24 protein-coding genes and 1 other annotated feature are annotated in these 23,521 nt (G+C 36.1%); all 24 genes read left to right on the plus strand.

Annotation, left to right across the window (positions count from 1 at the left end):
• The first annotated feature begins 4 nt into the window (after window positions 1-4).
• The 24 genes from mraY to MHI47_RS05670 all read left to right on the plus strand — a co-directional run bounded on the left by mraY (window position 5) and on the right by MHI47_RS05670 (window position 23,520).
• Window positions 5-976 (plus strand): phospho-N-acetylmuramoyl-pentapeptide-transferase, encoded by a 972-nt coding sequence (gene mraY / locus MHI47_RS05555; protein ID WP_093535322.1) that lies wholly within the window; start codon window positions 5-7, stop codon window positions 974-976.
• Between the two features lies 1 nt (window position 977).
• Complete coding sequence (gene murD / locus MHI47_RS05560; RefSeq protein WP_340829974.1) at window positions 978-2,333, plus strand: UDP-N-acetylmuramoyl-L-alanine--D-glutamate ligase; 1,356 nt, start codon at window positions 978-980, stop codon at window positions 2,331-2,333.
• A gap of 55 nt (window positions 2,334-2,388) precedes the next feature.
• Window positions 2,389-3,444 (plus strand): FtsW/RodA/SpoVE family cell cycle protein, encoded by a 1,056-nt coding sequence (locus tag MHI47_RS05565; protein WP_322788060.1) that lies wholly within the window; start codon window positions 2,389-2,391, stop codon window positions 3,442-3,444.
• Window position 3,445: 1 nt separating this feature from the next.
• On the plus strand, window positions 3,446-4,243 hold the full coding sequence (locus tag MHI47_RS05570) for a cell division protein FtsQ/DivIB (RefSeq protein ID WP_340761874.1): 798 nt from the start codon (window positions 3,446-3,448) through the stop codon (window positions 4,241-4,243).
• Window positions 4,244-4,274: 31 nt separating this feature from the next.
• Complete coding sequence (locus tag MHI47_RS05575; protein ID WP_093535741.1) at window positions 4,275-4,946, plus strand: DUF881 domain-containing protein; 672 nt, start codon at window positions 4,275-4,277, stop codon at window positions 4,944-4,946.
• 81 nt (window positions 4,947-5,027) lie between these two features.
• The gene (locus MHI47_RS05580; RefSeq protein ID WP_093535314.1) at window positions 5,028-5,750 is read left to right on the plus strand and encodes a DUF881 domain-containing protein; all 723 of its coding nucleotides are present in this window, start codon (window positions 5,028-5,030) and stop codon (window positions 5,748-5,750) included.
• Window position 5,751: 1 nt separating this feature from the next.
• A complete protein-coding gene (locus tag MHI47_RS05585) occupies window positions 5,752-6,099 on the plus strand; it encodes a small basic family protein (RefSeq protein WP_093535312.1) in 348 nt (115 codons plus the stop codon).
• Between the two features lie 103 nt (window positions 6,100-6,202).
• Complete coding sequence (gene ftsA, locus MHI47_RS05590; protein ID WP_093535310.1) at window positions 6,203-7,492, plus strand: cell division protein FtsA; 1,290 nt, start codon at window positions 6,203-6,205, stop codon at window positions 7,490-7,492.
• Window positions 7,493-7,534: 42 nt separating this feature from the next.
• Window positions 7,535-8,695 (plus strand): cell division protein FtsZ, encoded by a 1,161-nt coding sequence (gene ftsZ / locus MHI47_RS05595; RefSeq protein ID WP_093535308.1) that lies wholly within the window; start codon window positions 7,535-7,537, stop codon window positions 8,693-8,695.
• 958 nt (window positions 8,696-9,653) lie between these two features.
• Window positions 9,654-10,496, plus strand: a complete 843-nt coding sequence (locus tag MHI47_RS05600; RefSeq protein WP_093535306.1) for a sigma-E processing peptidase SpoIIGA — start codon at window positions 9,654-9,656, stop codon at window positions 10,494-10,496.
• On the plus strand, window positions 10,496-11,203 hold the full coding sequence (sigE, locus tag MHI47_RS05605) for an RNA polymerase sporulation sigma factor SigE (protein ID WP_093535304.1): 708 nt from the start codon (window positions 10,496-10,498) through the stop codon (window positions 11,201-11,203). Before MHI47_RS05600 ends, sigE begins: the two co-directional genes overlap by 1 nt.
• A gap of 89 nt (window positions 11,204-11,292) precedes the next feature.
• The gene (gene sigG, locus MHI47_RS05610; protein WP_093535302.1) at window positions 11,293-12,072 is read left to right on the plus strand and encodes an RNA polymerase sporulation sigma factor SigG; all 780 of its coding nucleotides are present in this window, start codon (window positions 11,293-11,295) and stop codon (window positions 12,070-12,072) included.
• 285 nt (window positions 12,073-12,357) lie between these two features.
• Complete coding sequence (locus MHI47_RS05615; RefSeq protein WP_093535300.1) at window positions 12,358-12,591, plus strand: YlmC/YmxH family sporulation protein; 234 nt, start codon at window positions 12,358-12,360, stop codon at window positions 12,589-12,591.
• Between the two features lie 80 nt (window positions 12,592-12,671).
• Entirely contained in the window at window positions 12,672-13,364 is a 693-nt protein-coding gene (locus MHI47_RS05620; protein ID WP_093535298.1) for a YggS family pyridoxal phosphate-dependent enzyme, read from the plus strand.
• Window position 13,365: 1 nt separating this feature from the next.
• A complete protein-coding gene (locus tag MHI47_RS05625) occupies window positions 13,366-13,839 on the plus strand; it encodes a cell division protein SepF (RefSeq protein ID WP_093535296.1) in 474 nt (157 codons plus the stop codon).
• An 18-nt stretch (window positions 13,840-13,857) separates the two neighbouring features.
• Complete coding sequence (locus MHI47_RS05630; RefSeq protein ID WP_093535294.1) at window positions 13,858-14,121, plus strand: YggT family protein; 264 nt, start codon at window positions 13,858-13,860, stop codon at window positions 14,119-14,121.
• A 48-nt stretch (window positions 14,122-14,169) separates the two neighbouring features.
• Window positions 14,170-14,958, plus strand: coding sequence for a YlmH family RNA-binding protein (locus MHI47_RS05635; RefSeq protein WP_093535292.1), 789 nt, complete (start codon window positions 14,170-14,172; stop codon window positions 14,956-14,958).
• 98 nt (window positions 14,959-15,056) lie between these two features.
• On the plus strand, window positions 15,057-15,566 hold the full coding sequence (locus MHI47_RS05640) for a DivIVA domain-containing protein (protein ID WP_093535290.1): 510 nt from the start codon (window positions 15,057-15,059) through the stop codon (window positions 15,564-15,566).
• Window positions 15,567-15,615: 49 nt separating this feature from the next.
• Window positions 15,616-15,837 (plus strand) — a binding site (T-box leader).
• Between the two features lie 74 nt (window positions 15,838-15,911).
• Window positions 15,912-18,662 carry an isoleucine--tRNA ligase gene (gene ileS / locus MHI47_RS05645; protein WP_340829976.1) on the plus strand — a complete coding sequence of 917 codons (2,751 nt, stop codon included), beginning with the start codon at window positions 15,912-15,914 and terminating at the stop codon, window positions 18,660-18,662.
• 281 nt (window positions 18,663-18,943) lie between these two features.
• Complete coding sequence (gene lspA / locus MHI47_RS05650) at window positions 18,944-19,420, plus strand: signal peptidase II (RefSeq protein WP_093535286.1); 477 nt, start codon at window positions 18,944-18,946, stop codon at window positions 19,418-19,420.
• A complete protein-coding gene (locus MHI47_RS05655) occupies window positions 19,420-20,346 on the plus strand; it encodes an RluA family pseudouridine synthase (protein WP_093535284.1) in 927 nt (308 codons plus the stop codon). Before lspA ends, MHI47_RS05655 begins: the two co-directional genes overlap by 1 nt.
• Window positions 20,347-20,570: 224 nt before the next feature.
• Entirely contained in the window at window positions 20,571-21,110 is a 540-nt protein-coding gene (gene pyrR, locus MHI47_RS05660) for a bifunctional pyr operon transcriptional regulator/uracil phosphoribosyltransferase PyrR (RefSeq protein WP_093535739.1), read from the plus strand.
• A gap of 28 nt (window positions 21,111-21,138) precedes the next feature.
• Complete coding sequence (locus tag MHI47_RS05665) at window positions 21,139-22,458, plus strand: solute carrier family 23 protein (RefSeq protein ID WP_340829977.1); 1,320 nt, start codon at window positions 21,139-21,141, stop codon at window positions 22,456-22,458.
• A gap of 183 nt (window positions 22,459-22,641) precedes the next feature.
• The gene (locus MHI47_RS05670; RefSeq protein WP_093535280.1) at window positions 22,642-23,520 is read left to right on the plus strand and encodes an aspartate carbamoyltransferase catalytic subunit; all 879 of its coding nucleotides are present in this window, start codon (window positions 22,642-22,644) and stop codon (window positions 23,518-23,520) included.
• The last annotated feature ends 1 nt before the right edge of the window (window position 23,521 follow it).

Here is a 23,521-nt window from a genome sequence, read left to right on the forward strand (position 1 = left end):
TTTTATGACATTGTCTACAACGGTTATTACACTTATTGTTAGTTTTATACTTACAGTTATTCTTGCTCCAATTGTTATTCCTTATTTAAGAAGGATGAAATTTGGTCAAAGCATAAGAGAAGAAGGGCCTCAGTCGCATCAAGTAAAGGCAGGTACACCTACAATGGGAGGGCTGATTTTCTTAACCTCCATCATTATTTCAACACTTGCTCTATCCCTTTATTTTGATAAATTAACGACTCAGTCCATTGTTTTGTTAGTTATCCTAGTAGGTTTTGGTGTTATTGGATTTTTGGATGATTTTATAAAAGTCGTTTTAAAAAGAAATTTAGGCTTAACATCTATCCAGAAACTAATTGGTCAAATTATTATTGCGATCATTGCCTACTTCTTATTAAAACAAGGACCCTTTGATACAAATATAGTTATACCATTTACAGAAATGGAACTTCAATTAGGTCAATTGTATATTGCATTTCTTATCTTTTGGCTAGTTGGTTTTTCAAATGCCGTTAATTTGACAGATGGCTTAGATGGATTAGTTGCAGGAACAGCAACAGTTGCCTTTGCAGCATTTGGTGTTCTAGCGCTTGCTTATGAACAGAGTGATATAGCTATATTTACATTCTGTGTATCAGGAGCACTTTTAGGGTTTTTATTGTTTAACAAATATCCAGCAAAAGTGTTTATGGGAGATACGGGTTCTCTTGCATTAGGTGGTGCGCTGGCCATGGTATCTATTCTAGTGAAACATGAATTATTATTGCTAATTGTTGGGATTATCTTTGTAATTGAAACGTTATCGGTGATATTACAAGTGATTAGCTTTAAAACAACGGGCAAACGTATATTCAAAATGAGTCCGATTCACCATCACTTTGAATTGTCGGGTTGGAATGAACGTAAAATAGTTACAGTGTTCTGGGCAATAGGTTTCATAGCTGCAATGATTGTAGTCTGCTTGGAGGTTTTGTGAGATGAAGAAATTACCACATGTAGTTCATAAAAAAATACTTGTTTTAGGTTTGGCAAAAAGCGGTACTGCAGCAGCTGAAACGCTACATGACTTAGGAGCATTTGTTACTGTGAATGATGCTAAGCCATTCGAGCAAAATGAAAATGCTCAGTACTTGTTATCAAAAGGTTTAACTGTTATTTGTGGAAGTCATCCTGAAGATATCTTAGATGAAGGCTTTAGTTTAATCGTCAAGAATCCTGGAATACCTTATAACAATCCAGTTATTACAGAGGCAAATAAAAGAGGAATACCTGTATGGACAGAAGTAGAACTTGCGTATCGTATTAGCGATGCTCCAATGATCGGAATAACCGGTTCAAATGGAAAGACTACAACTACTACATTGATATTTGAAATGCTTGCAGCTGCCGATAAAAAGCCCAAAATAGCTGGTAATATTGGTACAGTTGCAACTACTGTTGCAAAAGAAGCGACAGCAGAGAATATTATCGTAACCGAATTATCTTCATTTCAGCTTATGGGTACAGAAGAGTTAAAGCCAAAAGTTTCTGTACTACTTAACTTATATGAAGCGCATTTAGATTACCATAAAGATTTTCAGGAATATACAGATGCTAAATTTAAAATTACCCAACAACAAGATGCTACTGATTGGCTAGTTTATAATGGAGAACAGCAAATAGTGAAAGACTATGCTCAAATGAGTAAGGCAGCCAAAATACCTTTTTATGTTAGTAGTAAGACAAAAGAGGGTATAAGTGCAGATGAGCTATACGTCTACTGGAACGGTGAACGATTATTTGAACGATCTATTATTGCGCTGAGAGGTAAGCATAATTTAGAGAATGTACTTGCTGCGACAGCGACAGCATTACTGATGAAATGTCCTATTGAAGCTATTATACAAGTATTATCAACATTCCACGGGGTTAAACATCGTACTCAATTCATCAGGGAATGGAAAGGCCGTAAATTTTATAATGACTCAAAAGCTACAAATGCACTTGCAACTAAAAGTGCTCTAGAAGGTTTTACAGAGCCAGTTATATTAATAGCAGGTGGTGTGGACCGCGGCCATTCATTTGATGAACTAATACCTTACTTAGATCGTGTGAAAGCATTAGTCCATTACGGAGCAACTAAAGATCGATTGCAAAAGTTTGGAGAAGAGCAAGGAATCTCCTCGGTAGTTAGCACAGAAACCTTAGGTGAAGCATTTAAAATGGCATTAGCGACTTCATCCGAAGGGGATATCGTATTGCTTTCACCTTCATGTGCAAGTTGGGATCAATATGAAAGCTTTGAGATTCGTGGAGATGAATTTATCGACCATGTTACATCTTTAAAAGAGTAATGAAAGGATGACCTAAACGAAAGATACAAGAAAATTTATTTTCCTATCTTCTGTATTGTTTTTATCCATCATTGGTATATTCTTTGTCCACTCAGCGGGTTCCTATTGGAGCGAAGTCCATTACAAAGGACAAATGCCATTTGCATTAAAACAAGCAGCATATCTTATTGTAGGGATAGTTGGAGCCTTCATTATTCAAAAGGCAAGTTTCATACGGTCTGATGGATTTTGGAGAGGATTATATATAGTTGCGATTCTCATGCTAATTGGCGTTTTAATCCCTGGTATTGGAGTGGTTCGAAATGGATCACAAAGTTGGATTTCTCTTGGATTTATGAATTTTCAACCAGCAGAGTTAGCTAAAATAGCAGTATTAGGAGTGTTAGCTAACTCTCTAGCAAATGTAAAAAATTCTAGAATGAAAATGTATATTCAAAGTGGCCTTTTGTTATTATTGCCAATTGGCTTTATCATGGTTCAACCAGACTTTGGTTCCGCTTTTGTATTGGTTGTTGCTGTATTCTTTTTATTGTTTGCAGCAGGACTTCCGTTCAAGTTCTTTCTTTGGATAGGTATGAGTGGCATTATTGCTTTTGTACTGCTAATTGTTTCTGCTCCATACCGACTTGTGCGAATACAAGCCTTTCTAGATCCTTGGAATGACCCACTGGGATCCGGATTTCAAGCAATACAATCATTGCTTGCCATAGGTCCAGCTGGATTATTTGGTTTTGGGTATGGAAATAGCCGCCAGAAGTTTTTGTATTTGCCTGAACCACAAAATGATTTCATCTTTTCTATTTTGTTGGAGGAGTCAGGTTTCATCGGTGGGTTCATAATCGTATTAGCATTTTTAACGTTTTTTTCAACCAGTTTTTCGATGGCTGCGCGTGCAAAAACACGTGAACGTCAGTTAATGATTATTGGATTTACCTCTCTATTAGCAGTACAAACATTTTTAAATATGGGGGTAGTTACAGGTCTATTGCCAGTGACTGGGGTAACCTTGCCATTCATCAGTTATGGAGGTTCTTCGTTAGTGATGACCTGGGGGATTATTGGAATTATTTTAAACTTAGCTCAAGAAACTGAAAAAGAAGGGAGGCGGTAGAATGGAAAAAATCATCGATATTGAAGATCGTATACCTACCTTAAAAGAACGCAGAAGACGTAGAACAAATAAAAAATTTTCCATTCTACTTTTTCTCTTTGTTACTACGTTATTAATAGTTTTATATTTTCAATCCTCTTACAGTCAGGTTCAAAAGATTACAGTGGACGGTGAAAAACTAGTACCTAAAGAATTGTACATAGAGGAGAGTACCTTGAATATTGGCGAGTCGATGTGGAGTTTTAATGAAAGTAAAATTGAAAACCTCTTGGCTAAGAACGCATGGGTAGAATCAGTACAAGTTAAGCGAAAGTGGTTAACATCCGTTCATATTCAAGTTAATGAGTTTCATCAAATAGGTTATTTAGAGGATGGAGATTTTCTTCATATAATTTTAGAGAATGGACAGATTATTAAAACAGATGGACAAGTTTTACCAAAGGATGGACCTATCTTTTCAGGTTTTGACAATGAAAAAAACCGTTTGAGGATGATAAAAGAATTAAAATTATTGGACAGCGAAGTGTTAACAGGTATTTCTCAAATTAAATATGCACCAACTGAAAATGATGCATACTCTATCCTAGTATTTATGAATGATGGAAATGAAGTTAAGGCGATCATTCCATCATTCGGAGAAAAAATGAATTTTTATCCTTCCATTGTTTCTCAGCTAAATCCCGAAGTGAAGGGTGTTATTGATTTGGAAGTAGGGACATTTTTCCAACCATTTAAAGATGTGTATAATGTACCAGTAGAAGAGGAGGTTGTGGAAAGTGAAGAAGACCAAACTCCTTAAAGTACCATCTAGAGGGCTTATTACTATATCGATGGTAAGTTTAGTGTTAGGATTTATACTTGCATATTCGTATAGTATCTCATCTGAAGATAACGAAAAAAACGCTTCAAATCTCTCGAATTTCCAAGAACAAGAAAAGTATAGAGAAAAATTAGTGGAACAAAAAGAACGCAATAAAGAGCTAACAGAAGAAATTACTGATAAGCAACAAAAAATCCGTGCTTTTGAACATTCTTTTGTAGAGAGTGAAGAAAGTGTAGAAGAATTAGTAGAGGAAGCAGAAATACTTCGATTATTGATTGGAGATATTCCCTCACAAGGAAAAGGTATTACTGTTTCATTGGAAGACGGAGCTTATAATCCTTCTCAAGAAAATCCAAATGACTATATAGTACATGAAAGTCACGTATTTAAAGTGATTAATGAGCTTAAAATATCTGGTGCAGAAGCTATATCTATTAATGGCCAAAGACTTCATGCAAACTCTTATATAAGATGTACAGGCCCAGTGATTGTAGTAGATGGAAAGACCTTTCCAGCACCATTTACGATTGAAGCAGTAGGAGATCCGAAAGTATTGCTCTCTTCCGTAAATCTAGGAGGAGGTGTTGTTGACCAACTTACTAGTGATAATATAGTGGTGACTGTAGGAGAAAAAGATTTAATAACAATGCCTGCTTTACGTGAAGATGATTATAGCTAACTAATATAGTAATGCTACTCAACTGGGTGGGGTTTCTTCAATTCCCACTGGTAGTAAAACGGGATATAAGGAGGCCGAATAATGAGAAAAACCGTCTATATTCGGTTTACTATAGTTTTGTTAATAATTGGCTTTATGTTAGCGATACAATTTAACACAGTTCAAAATCCTGAAACAAGAGATACACGAGATATATGGGCTATTCGTCAAGAATTATCCAAAGAAACCGAAACACATTCCGAGCTGCTTTCGGAAATTTATGTATTAGATCAAACAATCTTGAAATATGGAAACATGGTAAGCGAAAGTGCAGAACTTGCTTTACAGGATACAGTAGAACAATTAAAAAAAGATATAGGTCTGGTTGAACATACGGGTCCAGGAATTATTATTAAAGTGGAGCCATCCTTAGAAAGCGTAGCACTTGGACAACCTGTGGAAGGTATTTCACCAGATTTGCTCATCCGACTTATTAATGAAATCAATCGTTTTAAAGCAAATGATATTGAAGTGGATGGTAAACGAATTATCTATTCTTCCCCAATTAGAGATGTAAATGGTAAAACTACAGTGAATAATATACCAGTAAGAAATGCACCATTTACTATTAAAATTGGAACCTCCACTTTTGAGGATGCGCAAAAAATGTATAATCAGTTAGAGGCCTCCACAATCGGAGATGACTTTTATATTGATAATTTAAAACTGAAGATTGGTAAGCCCGAGCAAAATATCACGATTTCCTCTTATGACCAAGCTCTAAATAACCAATTCTTAAAAGAAGTACCGGAAGGGGAGTCATGAAATGTGGTTGCCATTATTAGGGCTGATACTTGGGATTTCCCTCGGTTTATTAACGGAAATACAAATCCCTGAAATATATGAAAGCTATTTGTCTATAGCGGTATTGGCAGCACTTGATACTCTATTCGGAGGCATACGTGCACATCTACAGCATGTCTATGATGACAAAGTATTCGTTTCAGGATTTTTCTTCAATATAGCCCTTGCTGCAGCTTTAGCATTTTTAGGTGTACACTTAGGGATAGATTTATACCTAGCGGCGATTTTTGCGTTCGGTGTACGATTATTTCAGAATATAGCAGTTATCCGTCGAATTTTGCTCACAAAATGGTCAGAAAGAAAAAATTAATAAATTATTAGGTTTAAATTGACTATTTCTTTAGAAAATTTTAGACTTTATACTATTTTTACACTAGAATAATAAATAAAGAGTTCTTAGGAGGTGCCACGGGTTGAATCAATCAGAATTATACGTATCACTAGATATTGGGTCGTCTTCCATTAAGGTCTTAATCGGCGAAATGAATGAAGACTCGCTGCACGTAATTGGTGTTGGAAATGTAAAATCAAACGGAATTAGAAAAGGCACCATCGTAGATATAGATGCAACAGTTCAATCAATTAAAAAAGCGGTAAGTGAAGCCGAAAGAATGATCGGTATGTCTATTAATGAAATTGTATTAGGTATTCCGGCAAATATGGCAAATATACAAAATGTTAAGGGAGTAGTGGCTGTTAATCGTGATGATAGAGAAATAACTGATGGTGACTTAGAACGTGTTATAGAGTCAGCTCAAGTTATGTCTATTCCTCCTGAGAGAGAGCTTATTAATATAGCACCAAAACAATTCATCGTCGATCACTTAGAAGAAATTAAGGATCCACGTGGAATGATCGGGACACGTTTGGAGCTTGACGGTATTATGATGACTACATCCAAAACAATTTTACATAACGTGTTAAGATGTGTGGAAAGAGCTGGCCTTCAAATTAGAGAGATTTACTTACAGCCTTTAGCTGGTGGACACTTTGCATTAACCGAAGACGAAAAAAATCATGGGACAGCTTATATCGATATAGGTGGTGGTTCCACGACGATTGCTATTTTCAATGAAGGCCATTTAGTAAGCACTTCCGTTATTCCAGTTGGCGGTGACCATATTACAAAAGATTTATCGATTGTCTTAAAAACACCAACTGAACAAGCTGAAATGATTAAACTAAAATATGGACATGCTTTCTATGATGATGCTTCAGATGATGAACTATTTGAAGTGCCAGTAATAGGTGCAGATATGAAAGAACAATACTCACAACGTTATATTGCCGAAATCATTGGAGTTCGACTAGAAGAATTATTTGAAATGGTTCTAGAAGAATTTTATCGACTTGGGTTACAAGACTTACCAGGCGGAGTAGTTATTACTGGTGGAGTTTCTAAACTAGAAGGCTTAGGACAGTTAGCAAGACATATCCTTCAAACAAGAGTGAGACTATATACTCCAGATTACATTGGGGTTCGAGAACCTCAATATACAACTGCAGTTGGTCTTATAAGATATGCCTATAAAGAAGATCTTTTCTATGGTAAAATTGGTGATAGCCATGCGTTAGCGCATTCGGTTTCAAATGAAGCAGTTGCCGTTTCTAAAAAACAAAAACAGTCTGCTCAATCGACTAATGAACACAAGGATAGCGCCATGACAAAAGCAAAGAGATTTTTTGACAAGTTTTTTGAATAACAAACCATTTATCATAGCAGATAGAACATAGGAGGCAATAGCATGTTAGAATTTGAAACAAATGAAGATCAATTAGCGATCATTAAAGTTATTGGAGTAGGTGGTGGCGGTAATAACGCTGTAAATCGTATGATTGAACATGGTGTTCAAGGTGTAGATTTTATCGCTGTTAATACGGATGCGCAAGCACTCAATATGTCAAAAGCCGAAGTGAAATTACAAATTGGTGGAAAACTAACTCGTGGACTTGGTGCAGGAGCAAACCCTGAAGTCGGGAAAAAAGCAGCTGAAGAAAGTAAAGAGTTAATCGAGGAAGCTCTTAGAGGAGCGGATATGGTATTCGTAACAGCCGGTATGGGTGGCGGTACTGGAACTGGTGCAGCACCAGTTATTGCTCAAATCGCACGTGATTTAGGGGCATTAACAGTAGGTGTTGTAACACGTCCATTTACTTTTGAGGGGCGTAAACGTGCTACTCAAGCAGTAGGCGGAATTAGTATGATGAAAGAATCAGTAGACACATTAATCGTCATTCCAAATGATCGTTTGTTAGAAATCGTTGATAAAAACACGCCAATGCTAGAAGCATTCAGAGAAGCGGATAATGTTTTACGTCAAGGGGTTCAAGGTATTTCTGATTTGATCGCTGTACCTGGTCTTATCAATCTTGACTTTGCAGATGTTAAAACTATTATGTCTAACAAAGGTGCTGCTCTGATGGGTATCGGTATTTCTGCAGGAGAAAATCGTGCAGCTGAAGCGGCGAAAAAGGCTATTTCAAGTCCACTGCTTGAAACTTCAATAGACGGTGCGACAGGAGTCTTGATGAATATTACTGGTGGATCTAACTTAAGTCTATTTGAAGTGCAAGAAGCAGCTGATATTGTTGCCTCTGCATCCGATGAAGAAGTTAATATGATCTTCGGTTCGGTTATTAATGATAACTTAAAAGATGAAATAGTTGTAACTGTAATTGCAACAGGATTCAATGAAGAGTTAATCACACAAAAACAACCGCGTAGCACAGGATTTGGTGGAAACAGAGCACCACAACAACCAACAACAGCACCTATTAGAGAACAACGTAAAGAAGAAGTGCCGCAACAACAAGCGCCTCAACAAGAACGTCATGTTTCTCATAACCAACAAGAGGATGCGTTAGATATCCCAACTTTCTTAAGAAATCGTCAACGCAGAAACTAAACTAATATGCAAAAAGCAATCACTTCGGTGATTGCTTTTTTTTTTGAGTAAGTATATAAAAAATTATCGTTAATATTGGGTTCATGATAACTTTTTTGAATGGATTATCCTGCTGATTTCCGTTTCAGGTGGGGTTCAAAGGCTAAGAGCGCCACATCGTGTGGCAATGCCTTCGTGACCAGCATCTTGTTGGCCTCCGTGGGGTGAGCGATGAGCGATCACCGTCGCTAACGCGTCGATGTGATATCTCATCTGTCTCACTCATCCCACTGGAGTCGCCAACTTCCACTACAATCAAATATTAGTAGTACTCCACTATAAGGATATAGCATTGTTTTTTTGCTTAGATGATCAGGTTGGTCAAAAATTAGAAAGTAACCAATTATCTGTAATCGCTTTTCAATTAGAAATACTATAATCCAAAGAAGGATGGAGAAAGTAGATTTTCTTTCATACTGGTGGAAATTAAGAGAAATAATAAGTGTTCATTAAGTAAAACAGCAAAATTGCAAACGAAATTACATCTTCGAGAGCTTTCTCTATTAATAGTTAGTATTTATTCTCTAGTTATCCAAAACCGAACTAACCTGTTTCTAAAAGTTGTAGGAGGGCGGCGGAAAGACAAATGCCAAAGATTACTGAGAAAAAGGGATGGTGTTCGTGACGTCAGTCACGAACACCACCTTAAAAAAAATCAATCGGTAATCATACAGCAAAACTTCTGTCCAAAGCACTCCAGAAACGATAGAAACAGGTTTTTACCTTAAGGACCGTGTATCTTTTGCCCGGTTTTTCTTATGCATTACAAAGATGGAGGATATAAACTTTACACGACTTTTTGTTAAATCAAAATTTTTCCTAGTTATTATTATGTCGTAAAAAAAGAACGTTTTTGAACGGTCTTTTGACAAATTTCTTACACTTTAGATGCTAAGCTTTAATCAAAAGGAGGGAAGTTATGTATGCGGAAGTAATGATTGTAACCAATACTTTTTTCAATTACACCGTTTTAGCATTTGCCAATAAAATTGGGTGGATTGAAAATCAGAAAAGGTATTTATTTCTTTCTGCTCTAACAGCTGGAGTAATTACAGTCGTTTTCTCTCATTCTTTATTCGCAATATTTTTATCGTTTTTTGTAATGATTTCAATCGCTTTTTGGAAAAAACGTTCACAGATAATTAAAGCAATTATATTAACATTACTTGCTAGTGTCTTTGCTGGAGGATTGCTTACAGCTATCGCACCTTTGTATGACAATAGTGGTAATTTGTTTATGATTATTAATTTTGCCTTAATAGCGACTGGTGGTTTATATTTTTTGACAAAAAATGTATTGCATTTAAATATAGCAAATTCCGAAAGAGAGCTATTATATTCATCCAACGTTACGTTATTTGGAGTTTCTCAAGAATTAACCCTTTTTATAGATTCGGGAAATGTGTGTACAGAACCATTATCCAATGATCCTGTTCACTTTGTAGCGGCAGAAATGTTGCAAGAGATATTACCATATGAGTTATTTAAAGCAATTAGTGAATGGGAGTTTGAGGGAAGTGCTAGTTTGGATAAGATACCAAAAGAGTATGTTAGCAAATTACGATTAATACCAATTGCAACGATACAAAAACATAAAACATGGGTTATTGGTATCAAGTATGATCAGTGGTTGGTTGACGGTCAACCGTTACCTAAAGGATATATTGTGATGACGAAAGCAAAAGAAAAGTTTCCACATGAGGCGGATGGAATACTGCAAAGTTCCTCATATTTTCACTTGAAGAAAAGGAGTGTAGGCTAATGCTGATGAAATGGTTCCGTAAAGTTTATTATTGGGTACTATCTTTTAGACGAAAAAGTGTACATTATATTGGAGGCAATGAATCATTACCTAAACCATTATCGAGAGAAGAAGAAAGAGAAATGTTACTCGCATTTATGGATGGCGATGATCATGCAAGAGATGTACTAATTGAAAGAAACTTAAGGTTAGTTGTTTATATTGCGAGAAGATTTGATCAAACAAATACAAATATAGAAGATCTTATAAGTATTGGTTCTATAGGTCTTATAAAGGCAGTAGAAACATTTAATCTAGATAAAGGTATCAAGCTTGCCACTTATGCATCTAGATGTATAGAGAACGAAATTTTAATGCATTTACGAAAGACGAACCGTATGAAGTCAGAGGTTTCTTTTGATGAACCTTTAAATTCGGATTCAGATGGCAATGAACTATTATTATCAGATATTTTAGGGACTAGTGAAGATTTAATCATTGAAGATGTGGAAAAAAAACTAGAGCGCCAACATGTGTTCGAAGCAATAAATTTACTTGGAAATAGAGAAAAATATATAATGCAATGTCGGTTTGGGTTAAACGGCAAGGAAGAAATGACTCAAAAAGAAGTTGCTGATCATTTAGGTATTTCACAATCATATATATCCCGATTAGAAAAGAAAATAATATTGGATTTAAAGGAGCTCTTAAACGAACCTATTGCTTAATGGTTGAAATTGGATAGTATCATAAAGAATAATCTTACCTATACCGGACAAACTGACTTAGAACAATTAAAAAGTCCGGAGGAAGATCTATGACGAGAACAAAAGTTGAATTATGCGGCATTGATACATCTAAGCTTCCTTTACTTAAGCATGAAGAAATGAAAGAATTATTTATCCGATTACAAGCTGGTGAAGAATCTGTTAAAGACGAACTAGTAATGTGTAATTTAAGGTTAGTTTTAAGTCTAGTACAAAGGTTTGCTTACAGGGGAGAGCAAGCTGATGATCTGTTTCAAGTTGGTTGTATTGGACTCATCAAGTCTATTGAGAACTTCGATCTAAAGCATAACGTCCGTTTTTCTACGTATGCAGTTCCTATGATTATTGGAGAAATAAAAAGACATTTACGTGATCACCATTCAGTACGAGTATCAAGATCTTTGAGAGATATTGCATATAAAGCTATGAAAGCAAAGGAACAGTTTATAAACGAGCATTTACAAGAGCCAACCTTGGATGATTTATCCAAAGAGCTAGATATTCCGGTGGAAGATATTTTAATTGCTTTAGATGCCATTCAGGATCCAGTGTCTTTGCAAGAACCGATATTCAGTGACGGTGGCGATGCTATTTATATGATGGACCAATTATGCGACAATGATGTATCGGAAGATCAATGGGTCACTTATTTTACTGTGAAAGAAAGTTTTCAGAAGCTAGATACAAGACAAAAGAAAATATTAACGAAGAGAATTTACTATGGTGCAACGCAAACAGAAATAGCGATGGACTTAGGGCTATCACAAGCGCAGATATCTCGATTGGAAAAGAGTGCTTTATCAACTATTCAAAGTCAATTGAATCCATAATATTACTTCACCAAAGACAGACGTTTTTTTCTTTATAGAAAAAAACGTTTTTCTGTTTCATAAATTTAGAAAACGACAATAGTTAATACGTTTTGCAAGTCCCTGGGTTAATATTTCCCGGTTTGCGTGTAAAACTTTGACGAAAGCATGTTGTTGAAAGTGTGTATTCATCCTAACAAAGCTAGTAAAAGAGTTCCCTTATGAGTAAATCCAAACAAAGGTTTCATCATAATGGAATGGGTTTTTTTCCTATTTCGTTCATATACTAAATAAAGGGGGTTAGTGATGAAATTTTCAGATGCACAGCAAAAAGAAGTAATAGAAGCGAAAAGTGGTCAATTATTAGGCTATATTGTGGATGCAGAAATTGATAAAGACACTGGTTTTATTATTTCATTTATAGTAGAGGAAAATGGCGCTTATCCAACTTTTTTTAATAAAAAAAGAGAAACGAAGAAAATAGCAGTACAAAATATAGCGATAATTGGAAAAGATGTTATAATTGTCTCAAAAATATAGTCTTACAATGTTCTTCATTGATAAAACAACTTTTCATTGATACAATAAATATAAACAATTGATGAAAAGTTGGGTTTCGAATGACAAATGTAAAACAAAATTTAGAACAAATTCAACAACGTATGCAAAGTGCTAGCAATCGAGCAAATAGAAAGTTAGAAGATATAACTCTAATTGCAGTTACAAAGGAAGTTTCTGTTAATCGAACAAATGAAGTAATCGAGAATCGTGTTATGCATTTGGGTGAAAATAGACCAGAGGGTTTAAAGAAGAAGTTAGATGCCATTTCTAGTGATGTTCAATGGCATTACATAGGGTCACTTCAAACAAGAAAAGTGAAATCAGTAATTAATCATATAAAATACCTGCATTCATTGGATCGGATGAGCCTTGCAGATGAAATTGAGAAAAGAGCTACCTCTACGAAGGATTGTTTTGTACAAGTAAACGTATCGCAAGAAGAGTCAAAGCATGGTCTTCCTTATGATGAAGTAGAAGCATTTATAGATCAACTCCACAACCATGAAAAAATTCGTGTTATTGGACTTATGACGATGGCTCCTAATACAGAAGATGACACAATCATCCGAAATGTTTTTCAAAAATTGAAGCAACTTCAAAGTAAAATAGCAGCTAAACAAATAGTTAACGCACCTTGTACAGAACTTTCCATGGGAATGTCTGGAGACTATGAAATAGCAATAGAAGAAGGTGCTACCTTTATAAGAATTGGAACAGCATTGGTTGGAAAAGAGAAGGAGGGTATTGAATAGCATGAAAAACTGGATGAAAAATTTCTTTTACTTAGATGAAGAAGAGGAAGCATCAGAAACGCAGCAGTCAAGACCTCAACAACAAAAAACGTCAGATAACAATATAAAGCAACAAACAGCAAAGTCAGTACCTAAAGAACGTAAATTCAATACCACGCCTAAGGAAATAAATACTCCTAATCTTGTTAGTATTCAAAATGTCCAAAAGTCTTCCAAAGTAATATTAATAGAGCCAAGAGTATATGCAGAAGCACAAGATATATCTGAACACTTAAAAAGTAAAAAAGCAGTGATTGTAAATTTGCAACGTATTGACAAGGAACAAGGAATTCGAATTATCGACTTTTTAAGTGGAACAGTGTACGCTTTAGGTGGAGATATACAAAGAATAGGTACGGATATATTCCTTTGTGCACCCGATTCAGTAGAAGTCGATGGAGCAATATCGGATTATTACTATAACGACCTAGATTAACAGAGGAGTAATTATACTATGGCATTAGTTTTAACTTTATTAAGTTTAGGTGTTCGAATTTATTCGTATGCATTAATTGCATATATTTTAATGTCTTGGGTACCTAGCATTCAACAATCGAGTTTCGGGAAGTTTTTAGGTAGAATTTGTGAACCATACTTAGAACCGTTTAGAAAAATTATTCCACCACTAGGAATGATTGATATTTCACCAATCGTTGCAATTTTTGTATTAAACCTAGCAATGACGGGTATATATTATATAGCTAATATAGTTCTCTAACCTCACTTCCGTGGGGTTTTTTACTATAATTGAAAGGGAAATATTATAATGGAAAATGTATTGCAACATTTTAGAAAAGAAGAACAGCCTTTTATTGAGCAGGTTGTAAGTATGATGCGGGAAGTAGAGGACCGATATGCACCTAAGTTAACGGACTTTCTAGATCCTAGGCAGCAATTTATAGTAGACTCGATTCGTAGACAATATGAAGATATTGGTTCTAGCGCTGAAGGTGCATTAGAGGATGCGGAGAGAAGAAGAGTTCTATTGTTTCCATCCTATTATGTGCCATCGGAAATTGATTTCTCTATGAGAGTAGTTGAGGTCCATTACCCTACTAAATTTGTAACGTTAAAACATAAGGACGTGCTTGGTTCGATGATGTCCTTAGGAATTGATCGGAGTAAATTTGGAGATATACGTGTACAAGATGGTGCCATTCAGTTCGTGGTAGCTTTAGAGGTACTGGATTATGTCCGAGCTAATTTTACATCTATTGGAAAAGTGAAAGTTCATATCGATGATGTAGGAAATCCACAAGACTATTTTGTTCAACAGGAGGAATGGATGACTGAAACCTTAACGGTAAGCTCACTCCGTTTAGACACTGTAATTGCCTCAATTTTTAATATTTCTCGTCAAAAGTCTGCATCTCTTATTCAAAGTGGGAAAGTGAAAGTGAACTGGTCCGAGAAAGATCAAGTATCCCTTGAATTACAAGAACTCGATCTCATTTCTATAAGAGGACATGGAAGAGTGAAATTAATCATGATGGAAGGCAGGACAAAAAAAGATAAAATTCGATTACAAATAGGTAGATTAGAACTAAAAAATTAATTTTTATAAGAATATTTCAAATATAGATGTATTCAATCTCGTAGAAATGTATAATGGGAGAAAGAATACAAGTTTAGTAAAGTGAAGGAGATGTTAAAATGCCACTAACACCACTTGATATACATAACAAGGAATTTAGTAAAGGATTTAGAGGGTACAATGAAGATGAAGTAAATGAATTCCTTGACCAAATAATGAAGGACCTTGAAATTTTGACGAAAGAAAAAAAAGAATTAGAAACAAAGCTTAAAACATCAAGCGAACAGGTTGGTCATTTTACTTCGATTGAAGAAACACTACATAAATCCATTGTCGTTGCTCAGGAGGCTGCAGAAGAAGTCCGTCGCAATTCACAAAAAGAAGCGAAGCTAATTGTGAAAGAGGCAGAGAAAAATGCTGACCGAATCGTTAATGAAGCTTTAACGAAAGCTAGAAGAATTGCGATGGAAATAGAGGATCTAAAGAAACAATCAAAAGTTTTCCGCAATCGCTTTAAAATGTTAGTAGAAGCACAGTTAGACTTGATCAATACTGATGATTGGAATCATTTAATGCAATATGATGTGGATACAGAAGTAATTGATCGACTATCTGTAACAGAAGATTAACATTTCTTGACTCATCGCCATACTTTACCTATAATAATTTCATATCATATAATATGCGTAGAAAAAGACGTCTAAATTTGTTTTTGATAAAGCGACCTGAGGATGGTGAGAGCTCAGGAATATAAACTCTTTAGATTATCACTTTGGAGCAAGGGCACTGAACTTTTTAGTAAGTGTCTTCGGTTAGTGCCCCGTTATGGCATTCTAAGCGGCGATTTTTTGAGAAATCGCAAGTAGGGTGGTACCGCGAGCATAACTCCTCGTCCCTTTTTGGGATGTGGAGTTTTTTTGTTTACGTGTAGATTAATACAATTTTTACGTTTTTACTAATTAGGAGGTAATAAGATGGAATACAAAGATACGTTATTAATGCCTAAGACAGCTTTCCCAATGCGTGGAAACTTACCGGTGAAAGAGTTAGAAATCCAAGCAAAATGGGCAGAGCAGGATATCTATAAAAAAGTACAGGATCATACAAAAGATCGACCATTTTTTGTACTGCATGATGGACCACCGTACGCAAATGGTGATCTTCATATGGGTCACGCATTAAACAAAGTATTGAAAGATATGATTGTCCGTCATAAGTCTATGACAGGTTTCCACGCACCGTATGTTCCAGGTTGGGATACACATGGTCTTCCAATCGAGCAAGCATTAACAAATAAAGGTGTGAAACGTAAAGAACTGTCTTTAGCAGAGTTTAGAAAGCTATGTGAAGAGTATGCTTATCAACAAATTGATAATCAACGCTCGCAGTTCAAACGTCTGGGTGTTCGTGGTGACTGGGAAAATCCATATGTTACATTGACTCCTGATTTTGAATCACGTCAAATCGAAGTATTCGGTGCAATGGCTAAAAAAGGATACATTTATAAAGGATTAAAGCCTGTTTACTGGTCACCTTCAAGTGAATCAGCATTAGCAGAAGCTGAAATTGAATACCAAGATAAAAAATCACCATCTATCTATGTAAGCTTTAAGGTAACGGAAGGTAAAGGAGTTCTTGAAGAAGGAACAAAGTTTATCATTTGGACTACAACACCTTGGACTATTCCTGCGAACTTAGCTATTTCTTTACATCCAAAAGTGGAGTATGCAGTTGTCGAAACGAAGGGTTCTAAGTTTGTAGTTGCATTAGATCTAGTAAAAGCTGTTGCAGAAGAATTAGGCTGGGAAGAATATACAGTAGAGCGTACACTATTAGGTCAAGAAATGGATCGCTTAGTTGCAAAACATCCATTATACGATCGTGATTCTCTTATCATTCTTGGAGAGCATGTAACAACTGAATCTGGTACTGGTTGTGTTCATACAGCGCCTGGTCACGGGGAAGATGACTTTTATGTTGGTAAAGCTTATGGATTAGATGTCCTTTGTCCAGTGGATGACCGCGGTGTTATGACTGCTGAAGCACCAGGTTTTGAGGGATTATTTTATGATACATCTAACAAAGCAATTACAGAAGCTCTAGAAGCTGCTGGTGCACTTGAGAAACTTACATTCTTTACGCATTCATATCCACATGACTGGCGTACAAAAAAACCAGTTATTTATCGTGCTACCGCTCAATGGTTTGCTTCAATTGAGGCATTTAGAGATGAATTACTACAAGCAATTCGAGATACAAAATTTACTCCTGCATGGGGAGAGACTCGTCTATTTAACATGATTCGTGATCGTGGAGACTGGTGTATTTCTCGACAACGTGTATGGGGGGTTCCAATTCCGGTATTTTATGGGGAAGATGGAGAACCAATCCTGACAGAAGAGACGATTTCACATGTTTCTAAACTATTCCGAGAGCACGGATCGAATATTTGGTTTGAAAGAGAAGCGAAGGAATTATTACCTGAAGGATTCACTCATATTGGTAGTCCAAATGGTATCTTTACAAAAGAAACAGATATTATGGATGTATGGTTTGATTCGGGTTCATCTCATCAAGGTGTTCTAGAAGAACGGGATGATTTAGTATTCCCAGCTGACTTATACCTAGAGGGATCAGATCAGTATCGTGGTTGGTTTAACTCTTCTCTAATCACAAGTACTGCTATGTTTGGTCATGCTCCTTATAAAGGATTGTTAAGCCATGGTTTCACATTAGATGGCAATGGTCGTAAAATGAGTAAATCCTTAGGTAACGTTATCGTTCCTTCCAAAGTGATCAATCAGTTAGGTGCGGACATTGTACGTTTATGGGTAGCTTCCGTGGATTATACAGCAGATGTACGTGTTTCTGATGCGATTTTCAAACAAGTATCCGAAGTATATCGTAAAATTCGTAATACTTTCCGATTCTTGCATGGTAATATCAGTGATTTCCATCCGGTTAATAATCGTGTGGAATTTAAAGATCTACGTGAAGTCGATCAATATATGTATATGAAACTTCAAGAAGTAATTTCTACAGTAAGAGCGGCATATGATCGCTATGATTTCGCAAGTGTATATCATACGATTAATAATTTTGTATCAAGTGAGCTAAGTTCATTCTACTTAGACATTGCAAAAGATGTTGTGTATATCTATGGGGAGGATCACCCAGATCGTCGTGCAATGCAAACAGTTATGTATGATACGCTACTAGCGCTATTAAAACTATTAACACCTATTCTGCCTCATACAACAGATGAGCTTTGGGCTTACTTAGAGCATGAAACAGCAGAAAGTATTCAATTAACAGATATGCCAGAAGCCGTTAATTATCCTGAATTTAAAGAGTTAGCAGCTAAGTGGGATAAAATTATGGAATTACGTGATGATGTTCTAAAAGCATTAGAAGAAGCACGTAATGCAAAAACTATTGGTAAATCATTAGAAGCTAAAGTAGCTCTATATGTAAATGATGACTATAAAGAATTATTTGAAACAGATGCGATCGACTTTGCTCAATTGTTTATCGTTTCTAAGTTTGAATTAGGCGGGGCTCCTTCTGACGCACCTGCTAACAGCTTGGCATTAGAACATGCTTCCGTTGTAGTAGAAAAAGCAGATGGTGAAAAATGTGAGCGTTGCTGGACAATTTCCGAAACAGTGGGAACAGTAGAAGCACACCCAACATTATGTGCACGTTGCGCAGAGGTTGTGAAGTAAATAGTACGAAGAAATGTGGTCCTATTTTATATAGGGCCACATTTTTAAATATTTCGTTTTAATGAAGAGAGCCCTTAAATTCAACAATATACCTCATAACTGTAATGGAAGTCTATAATACAGCCGATCTAGTGCATAATATAAATACTCCTCATAAGCTGAAGAACATTTTCTATATTGAAATTTCTCTGCTCTTTTACGAATTGTATGGTTCTGTGTTAAACTAAGTGGAGAGTGTTCAATTTTTTACTGTAAAGAATTTGTTATGTGGGGGAAATAATGTGTGGAAATTTTATGGACTAGCTGCTTTTTTCATTGCGTTAGATCAATGGACCAAATGGCTTGTCGTTAAGAATATGTCACTTGGTGAACGAATTATTTTGTGGGACCCTTACCTAGCGCTACTTTCTCATAGAAATAAAGGAGCAGCCTGGGGCATTCTGCAAGGAAAAATAGGATTCTTTACCATAGTCACTATCATTGTTATCATTGGAATTATCTATTACTTCCATAAAGAAGCAAAAGGAAAACCGATGTTTCAAGTCGGTTTGATGTTACTGCTTGGTGGAGCAATTGGGAACTTTATTGACCGACTTTGGAGAGGCGAAGTAGTAGATTTCGTCGATGTTTTAATACCTATTATCAATTATGATTTTCCTATTTTTAATGTGGCGGATGCTGCACTAACTATCGGAGTTATAATTATAATAATATTTGTATTTCAGGAAGAACGAGCTGAAAAGAAAAAGGTGAAGTAATGGAAGATTTAACATTTATTATTGAAAATGAACAAGCAAAAGAGCGTATTGATAAAGCAGTGGCATCTTTTGAATCAGATTGGTCACGTACGCAGATCCAAAACTTTATAAAAGATGGACATGTTACTGTAAACAATGAACCAGCCAAGTCCAATTATAAAGTGAAAGTAGGAGATGTTATTGTCGTAACACCTCCCGATGCTATACCACTGGATATCCAAGCAGAAAACCTAAATTTAGAAATTATTTATGAAGATGCGGATGTCGTAGTAGTTTATAAACCTCGTGGAATGGTAGTACACCCTGCACCAGGGCATACAACTGGGACCCTCGTTAACGGTTTAATGCATCAGATTAAAGATTTGTCGGGTATTAACGGAGTTATGCGACCTGGAATTGTGCATCGTATTGACAAAGATACAACAGGTTTACTGATGGTAGCTAAAAATGATGTTGCACATGTCTCTTTAGTAGATCAACTGGTTAAGAAAACAGTTACTCGTAAATACACAGCAATTGTGCACGGCCGAATAGCGCATGATAAAGGGACAATAGATGCACCTATCGCTCGAGATAAAAGAGAAAGACAAAATATGGCAGTAGTGGATAACGGCAAACATGCTGTTACACATTTCCGCGTATTAGATAGATTTGATAAATTTACGTTAGTTGAATGCCAATTAGAAACTGGACGTACTCATCAAATTCGTGTGCATATGAAATATATTGGTTACCCACTTGCTGGAGATCCAAAATATGGTCCGAAGAAAACGATTAACTTTGATGGACAAGTTTTACATGCAGGATTATTAGGTTTCATTCACCCGAAAACGGGAGAATACTTAGAGTTCTCATACCCACTTCCAGATGATTTTACTAATTTGATACAAAATTTAAAAAATCAAACGTTGATTAATGAGGAATAGTACTCTATACTAAAAACAAGCAAACATTTACTTGCTAGTAATTTAAAAACTATATAGCTTCACCTTTAATAACAGTCCAGAGAGGCTGAGAAGGTACATGTGAACGTGACTCACTATCAATCTGCGGATTTTTAGGAATCACTCTACTTAATAACGCATTTACAACCTTCTAGGCTCTCGAGTCTAGAAGGTTTTTTATTTTGTTCAAAGGAGATGAGAAGGAAATGGGAGAAAAAGCAAATATTCTAGATGAGAAAGCGATAAATCGAGCACTCACAAGAATTGCACATGAAATTATTGAACGTAACAAAGGGATTGATGAGTGTATTCTAGTGGGCATTAAAACTAGAGGAGCGTTTTTAGCGAAACGTTTAGCAGATCGGATCGAGGTAATTGAGGGCAAGCCGATAAAAACAGGAGAGCTCGATATTACACTTTATAGAGATGACTTATCGTTAAAAAATAATACCGATGAACCTTTAGTACAGCAAGTGGATATTACGCATGATGTGAAAGATAAAAAAGTTATTCTAGTGGATGATGTTTTGTACACAGGTCGAACAGTACGAGCGGCAATGGATGCAGTTATGGATCTTGGAAGACCAGCTCAAATACAGTTAGCGGTATTAATCGATAGAGGGCACCGCGAGCTACCTATTAGAGCAGATTATGTTGGCAAAAATATACCCACTTCTAGTGGGGAGAGAATTGTCGTCAAAGTAACGGAAACAGACGAGGTAGATGCAGTATCCATTTACGAATAAGAATCTATTTAAAAGGTAGGGAAAATTCATGTCAAATGCCATTTTAGATGTAAATGATAAGCCATCAAGTGGACAGCTCATCACTTTAAGTTTTCAACATATGTTTGCAATGTTCGGATCGACTATTTTGGTACCGCAACTAGTAGGTTTGAGTCCTGCAATTGCATTATTAACAAGTGGGATTGCAACAATAATCTTCTTACTCGTAACTAAATTTCAAGTGCCGGCATATTTAGGATCGTCGTTCGCATTCATCGCACCAATTCTTGTGGCAGTAAATGGCTTGAATGAAGCGGGGGAAGCTATTAATCCGGGTAATGCAATGATCGGTGCGGTTTTCGTAGGATTGGTTTACGGAATTGTGTCGCTCGTAATTTGGAAAAGTGGCTATAAGTGGATTATGAAGCTGTTACCAGCAATCGTTGTTGGACCAGTCATCATGGTCATTGGATTAGGACTATCTGGTGTGGCAGTGGATATGGCGATGAATATAACAAATGCAGATTCAGGCTTAAAAGAATATAGCTTCTTACATTTCTCAGCGGCATTAGTGACATTGTTTACGGCAATTATCTGTACGGTTTTCTTTAAAAATATTATTAGTACAATGCCAATCTTAATAGGTTTAGTGGTGGGTTATATATATTCCATTATTATTGGGATTGTTGACTTTGCCCCAATTAAAGAAGCAAAATTATTTGCTTCACCAGACTTTATGCTACCTGGGGTACATTATGACTTTGTCATTACTACGAATATTTTACTAGTAATGGTGCCAATCGTCATCGTTACTATATCCGAGCATATTGGACATCAGCTCGTATTAGGAAAAGTTGTAGAGAGAGACTACATAAAAGAACCAGGGCTGCATAGGTCATTATTAGGTGATGGCTTAGGTACTTTAGTAAGTGCACTTATCGGTGGTCCACCTAAAACTACCTACGGGGAGAACATTGGAGTTTTAGCCATCACTCGTATTTATAGTGTCTATGTGATATTGGGTGCTGCTGTTGTGGCAATTCTACTATCATTCTTTGGAAAAGCGATGGCAGTTATATCAACGATACCAACAGCAGTCCTAGGTGGCGTATCTATTCTGTTATTTGGGATAATTGCAGCAAGTGGTTTACGGATGTTAGTTGATGCAAAAGTAGATTTCGGCAATAGTCGAAACTTAGTTATTGCATCCGTCATTCTCGTAATAGGAATTGGAGGAGCAAAATTCATCGTTACGGAAGCACTTAGCATTGAGGGTATGGCTTTAGCAGCAATTATCGGAGTTATACTAAATCTCATCCTACCTGGAAGAAAGCAAGCAGAAAGTACGGATTTATATCAAACTAAATAATTGGCCTTTTAAGAAGTTGAACAGTGAGTCAGCAAAAGGTTCGGATAGCAAGTTGGGATATTTCATATGATCCTGCTACTTGTCTATGCTTAAACGAACCTTCTCGAGACTTTTTCGAGGAGGTTTTCCTATTATTTGGATATTATCAAAAAATGCTTGGTGAGAAAGAAAGGTAGATGTTAAATGAAAAATTTGGTATCAATGAAAGAATTATCGACAGATCAAATACTTTCCATATTAAATCAAACAAAAGCGTTTCATGATGGTACTTCCTCAACCTTGAGGAATAATTACATGGTTTCAAACCTATTTTTTGAGCCTAGTACCAGAACGAAGATGAGTTTTGAAATGGCAGAAAGAAAGCTAAATTTAGAGGTCCTTCCATTCGATGCTGGATTCTCAAGCACCCTTAAAGGGGAAACACTTTATGACACAGTAAAAGTTTTAGAATCTATCGGTCTAGATGTATTAGTAATTAGGCATGAACAAAATAATTATTTTGAGGAACTCGTTGGAAAAGTAAAACCTGTAATTATTAACGGGGGAGACGGTACAGGAAATCATCCGACGCAAAGCCTTTTGGACATTTATACTATTTGGCAAGAGTTTGGGACCTTGCAAAATAAAGTAATAACAATTGTTGGGGATATTAGCCATAGTCGTGTTGCCAGATCAAATGCAGATGCACTTACAAGACTAGGCGCACAAGTCCGATTTGTATGTCCACCAGAATGGCAAGGAGAATTCGAAGCATTTAATAATTTCGACGAGGTAATAGAAGATAGTGATGTTCTCATGATGCTTCGTGTTCAACACGAAAGACATGATGGGAAGACAATATTTTCTAAAGAGCAATATCACCAAGCGTATGGTCTCACACTAGAACGAGAGAAAAAAATGAACAAAAGTGCAATTATCATGCATCCAGCACCATTTAACAGAGATGTGGAAATAGCCACTGAATTAGTTGAATGTAATCGTTCAAGAATCTTTAAACAAATGGAAAATGGTGTTTTTGTTCGCATGGCTGTCATTGAAATGATTTTGAAAGGGAGAGAATAAC

The organism is Psychrobacillus sp. FSL H8-0487 (assembly GCF_038008385.1).
Classification (GTDB): domain Bacteria; phylum Bacillota; class Bacilli; order Bacillales_A; family Planococcaceae; genus Psychrobacillus; species Psychrobacillus psychrotolerans.

Bases quoted from the DNA above. Each gene is read 5' to 3' on its own strand.
- mraY (WP_093535322.1), top strand. From the start codon at position 5: ATGACATTGTCTACAACGGTTATTACACTTATTGTTAGTTTTATACTT.
- murD (WP_340829974.1), top strand. From the start codon at position 978: ATGAAGAAATTACCACATGTAGTTCATAAAAAAATACTTGTTTTAGGT.
- MHI47_RS05570 (WP_340761874.1), top strand. From the start codon at position 3,446: ATGGAAAAAATCATCGATATTGAAGATCGTATACCTACCTTAAAAGAA.
- MHI47_RS05575 (WP_093535741.1), top strand. From the start codon at position 4,275: ATGGTAAGTTTAGTGTTAGGATTTATACTTGCATATTCGTATAGTATC.
- MHI47_RS05580 (WP_093535314.1), top strand. From the start codon at position 5,028: ATGAGAAAAACCGTCTATATTCGGTTTACTATAGTTTTGTTAATAATT.
- MHI47_RS05585 (WP_093535312.1), top strand. From the start codon at position 5,752: ATGTGGTTGCCATTATTAGGGCTGATACTTGGGATTTCCCTCGGTTTA.
- ftsZ (WP_093535308.1), top strand. From the start codon at position 7,535: ATGTTAGAATTTGAAACAAATGAAGATCAATTAGCGATCATTAAAGTT.
- MHI47_RS05600 (WP_093535306.1), top strand. From the start codon at position 9,654: ATGTATGCGGAAGTAATGATTGTAACCAATACTTTTTTCAATTACACC.
- sigE (WP_093535304.1), top strand. From the start codon at position 10,496: ATGCTGATGAAATGGTTCCGTAAAGTTTATTATTGGGTACTATCTTTT.
- sigG (WP_093535302.1), top strand. From the start codon at position 11,293: ATGACGAGAACAAAAGTTGAATTATGCGGCATTGATACATCTAAGCTT.
- MHI47_RS05615 (WP_093535300.1), top strand. From the start codon at position 12,358: ATGAAATTTTCAGATGCACAGCAAAAAGAAGTAATAGAAGCGAAAAGT.
- MHI47_RS05620 (WP_093535298.1), top strand. From the start codon at position 12,672: ATGACAAATGTAAAACAAAATTTAGAACAAATTCAACAACGTATGCAA.
- MHI47_RS05625 (WP_093535296.1), top strand. From the start codon at position 13,366: ATGAAAAACTGGATGAAAAATTTCTTTTACTTAGATGAAGAAGAGGAA.
- MHI47_RS05630 (WP_093535294.1), top strand. From the start codon at position 13,858: ATGGCATTAGTTTTAACTTTATTAAGTTTAGGTGTTCGAATTTATTCG.
- MHI47_RS05635 (WP_093535292.1), top strand. From the start codon at position 14,170: ATGGAAAATGTATTGCAACATTTTAGAAAAGAAGAACAGCCTTTTATT.
- MHI47_RS05640 (WP_093535290.1), top strand. From the start codon at position 15,057: ATGCCACTAACACCACTTGATATACATAACAAGGAATTTAGTAAAGGA.
- ileS (WP_340829976.1), top strand. From the start codon at position 15,912: ATGGAATACAAAGATACGTTATTAATGCCTAAGACAGCTTTCCCAATG.
- MHI47_RS05655 (WP_093535284.1), top strand. From the start codon at position 19,420: ATGGAAGATTTAACATTTATTATTGAAAATGAACAAGCAAAAGAGCGT.
- pyrR (WP_093535739.1), top strand. From the start codon at position 20,571: ATGGGAGAAAAAGCAAATATTCTAGATGAGAAAGCGATAAATCGAGCA.
- MHI47_RS05665 (WP_340829977.1), top strand. From the start codon at position 21,139: ATGTCAAATGCCATTTTAGATGTAAATGATAAGCCATCAAGTGGACAG.
- MHI47_RS05670 (WP_093535280.1), top strand. From the start codon at position 22,642: ATGAAAAATTTGGTATCAATGAAAGAATTATCGACAGATCAAATACTT.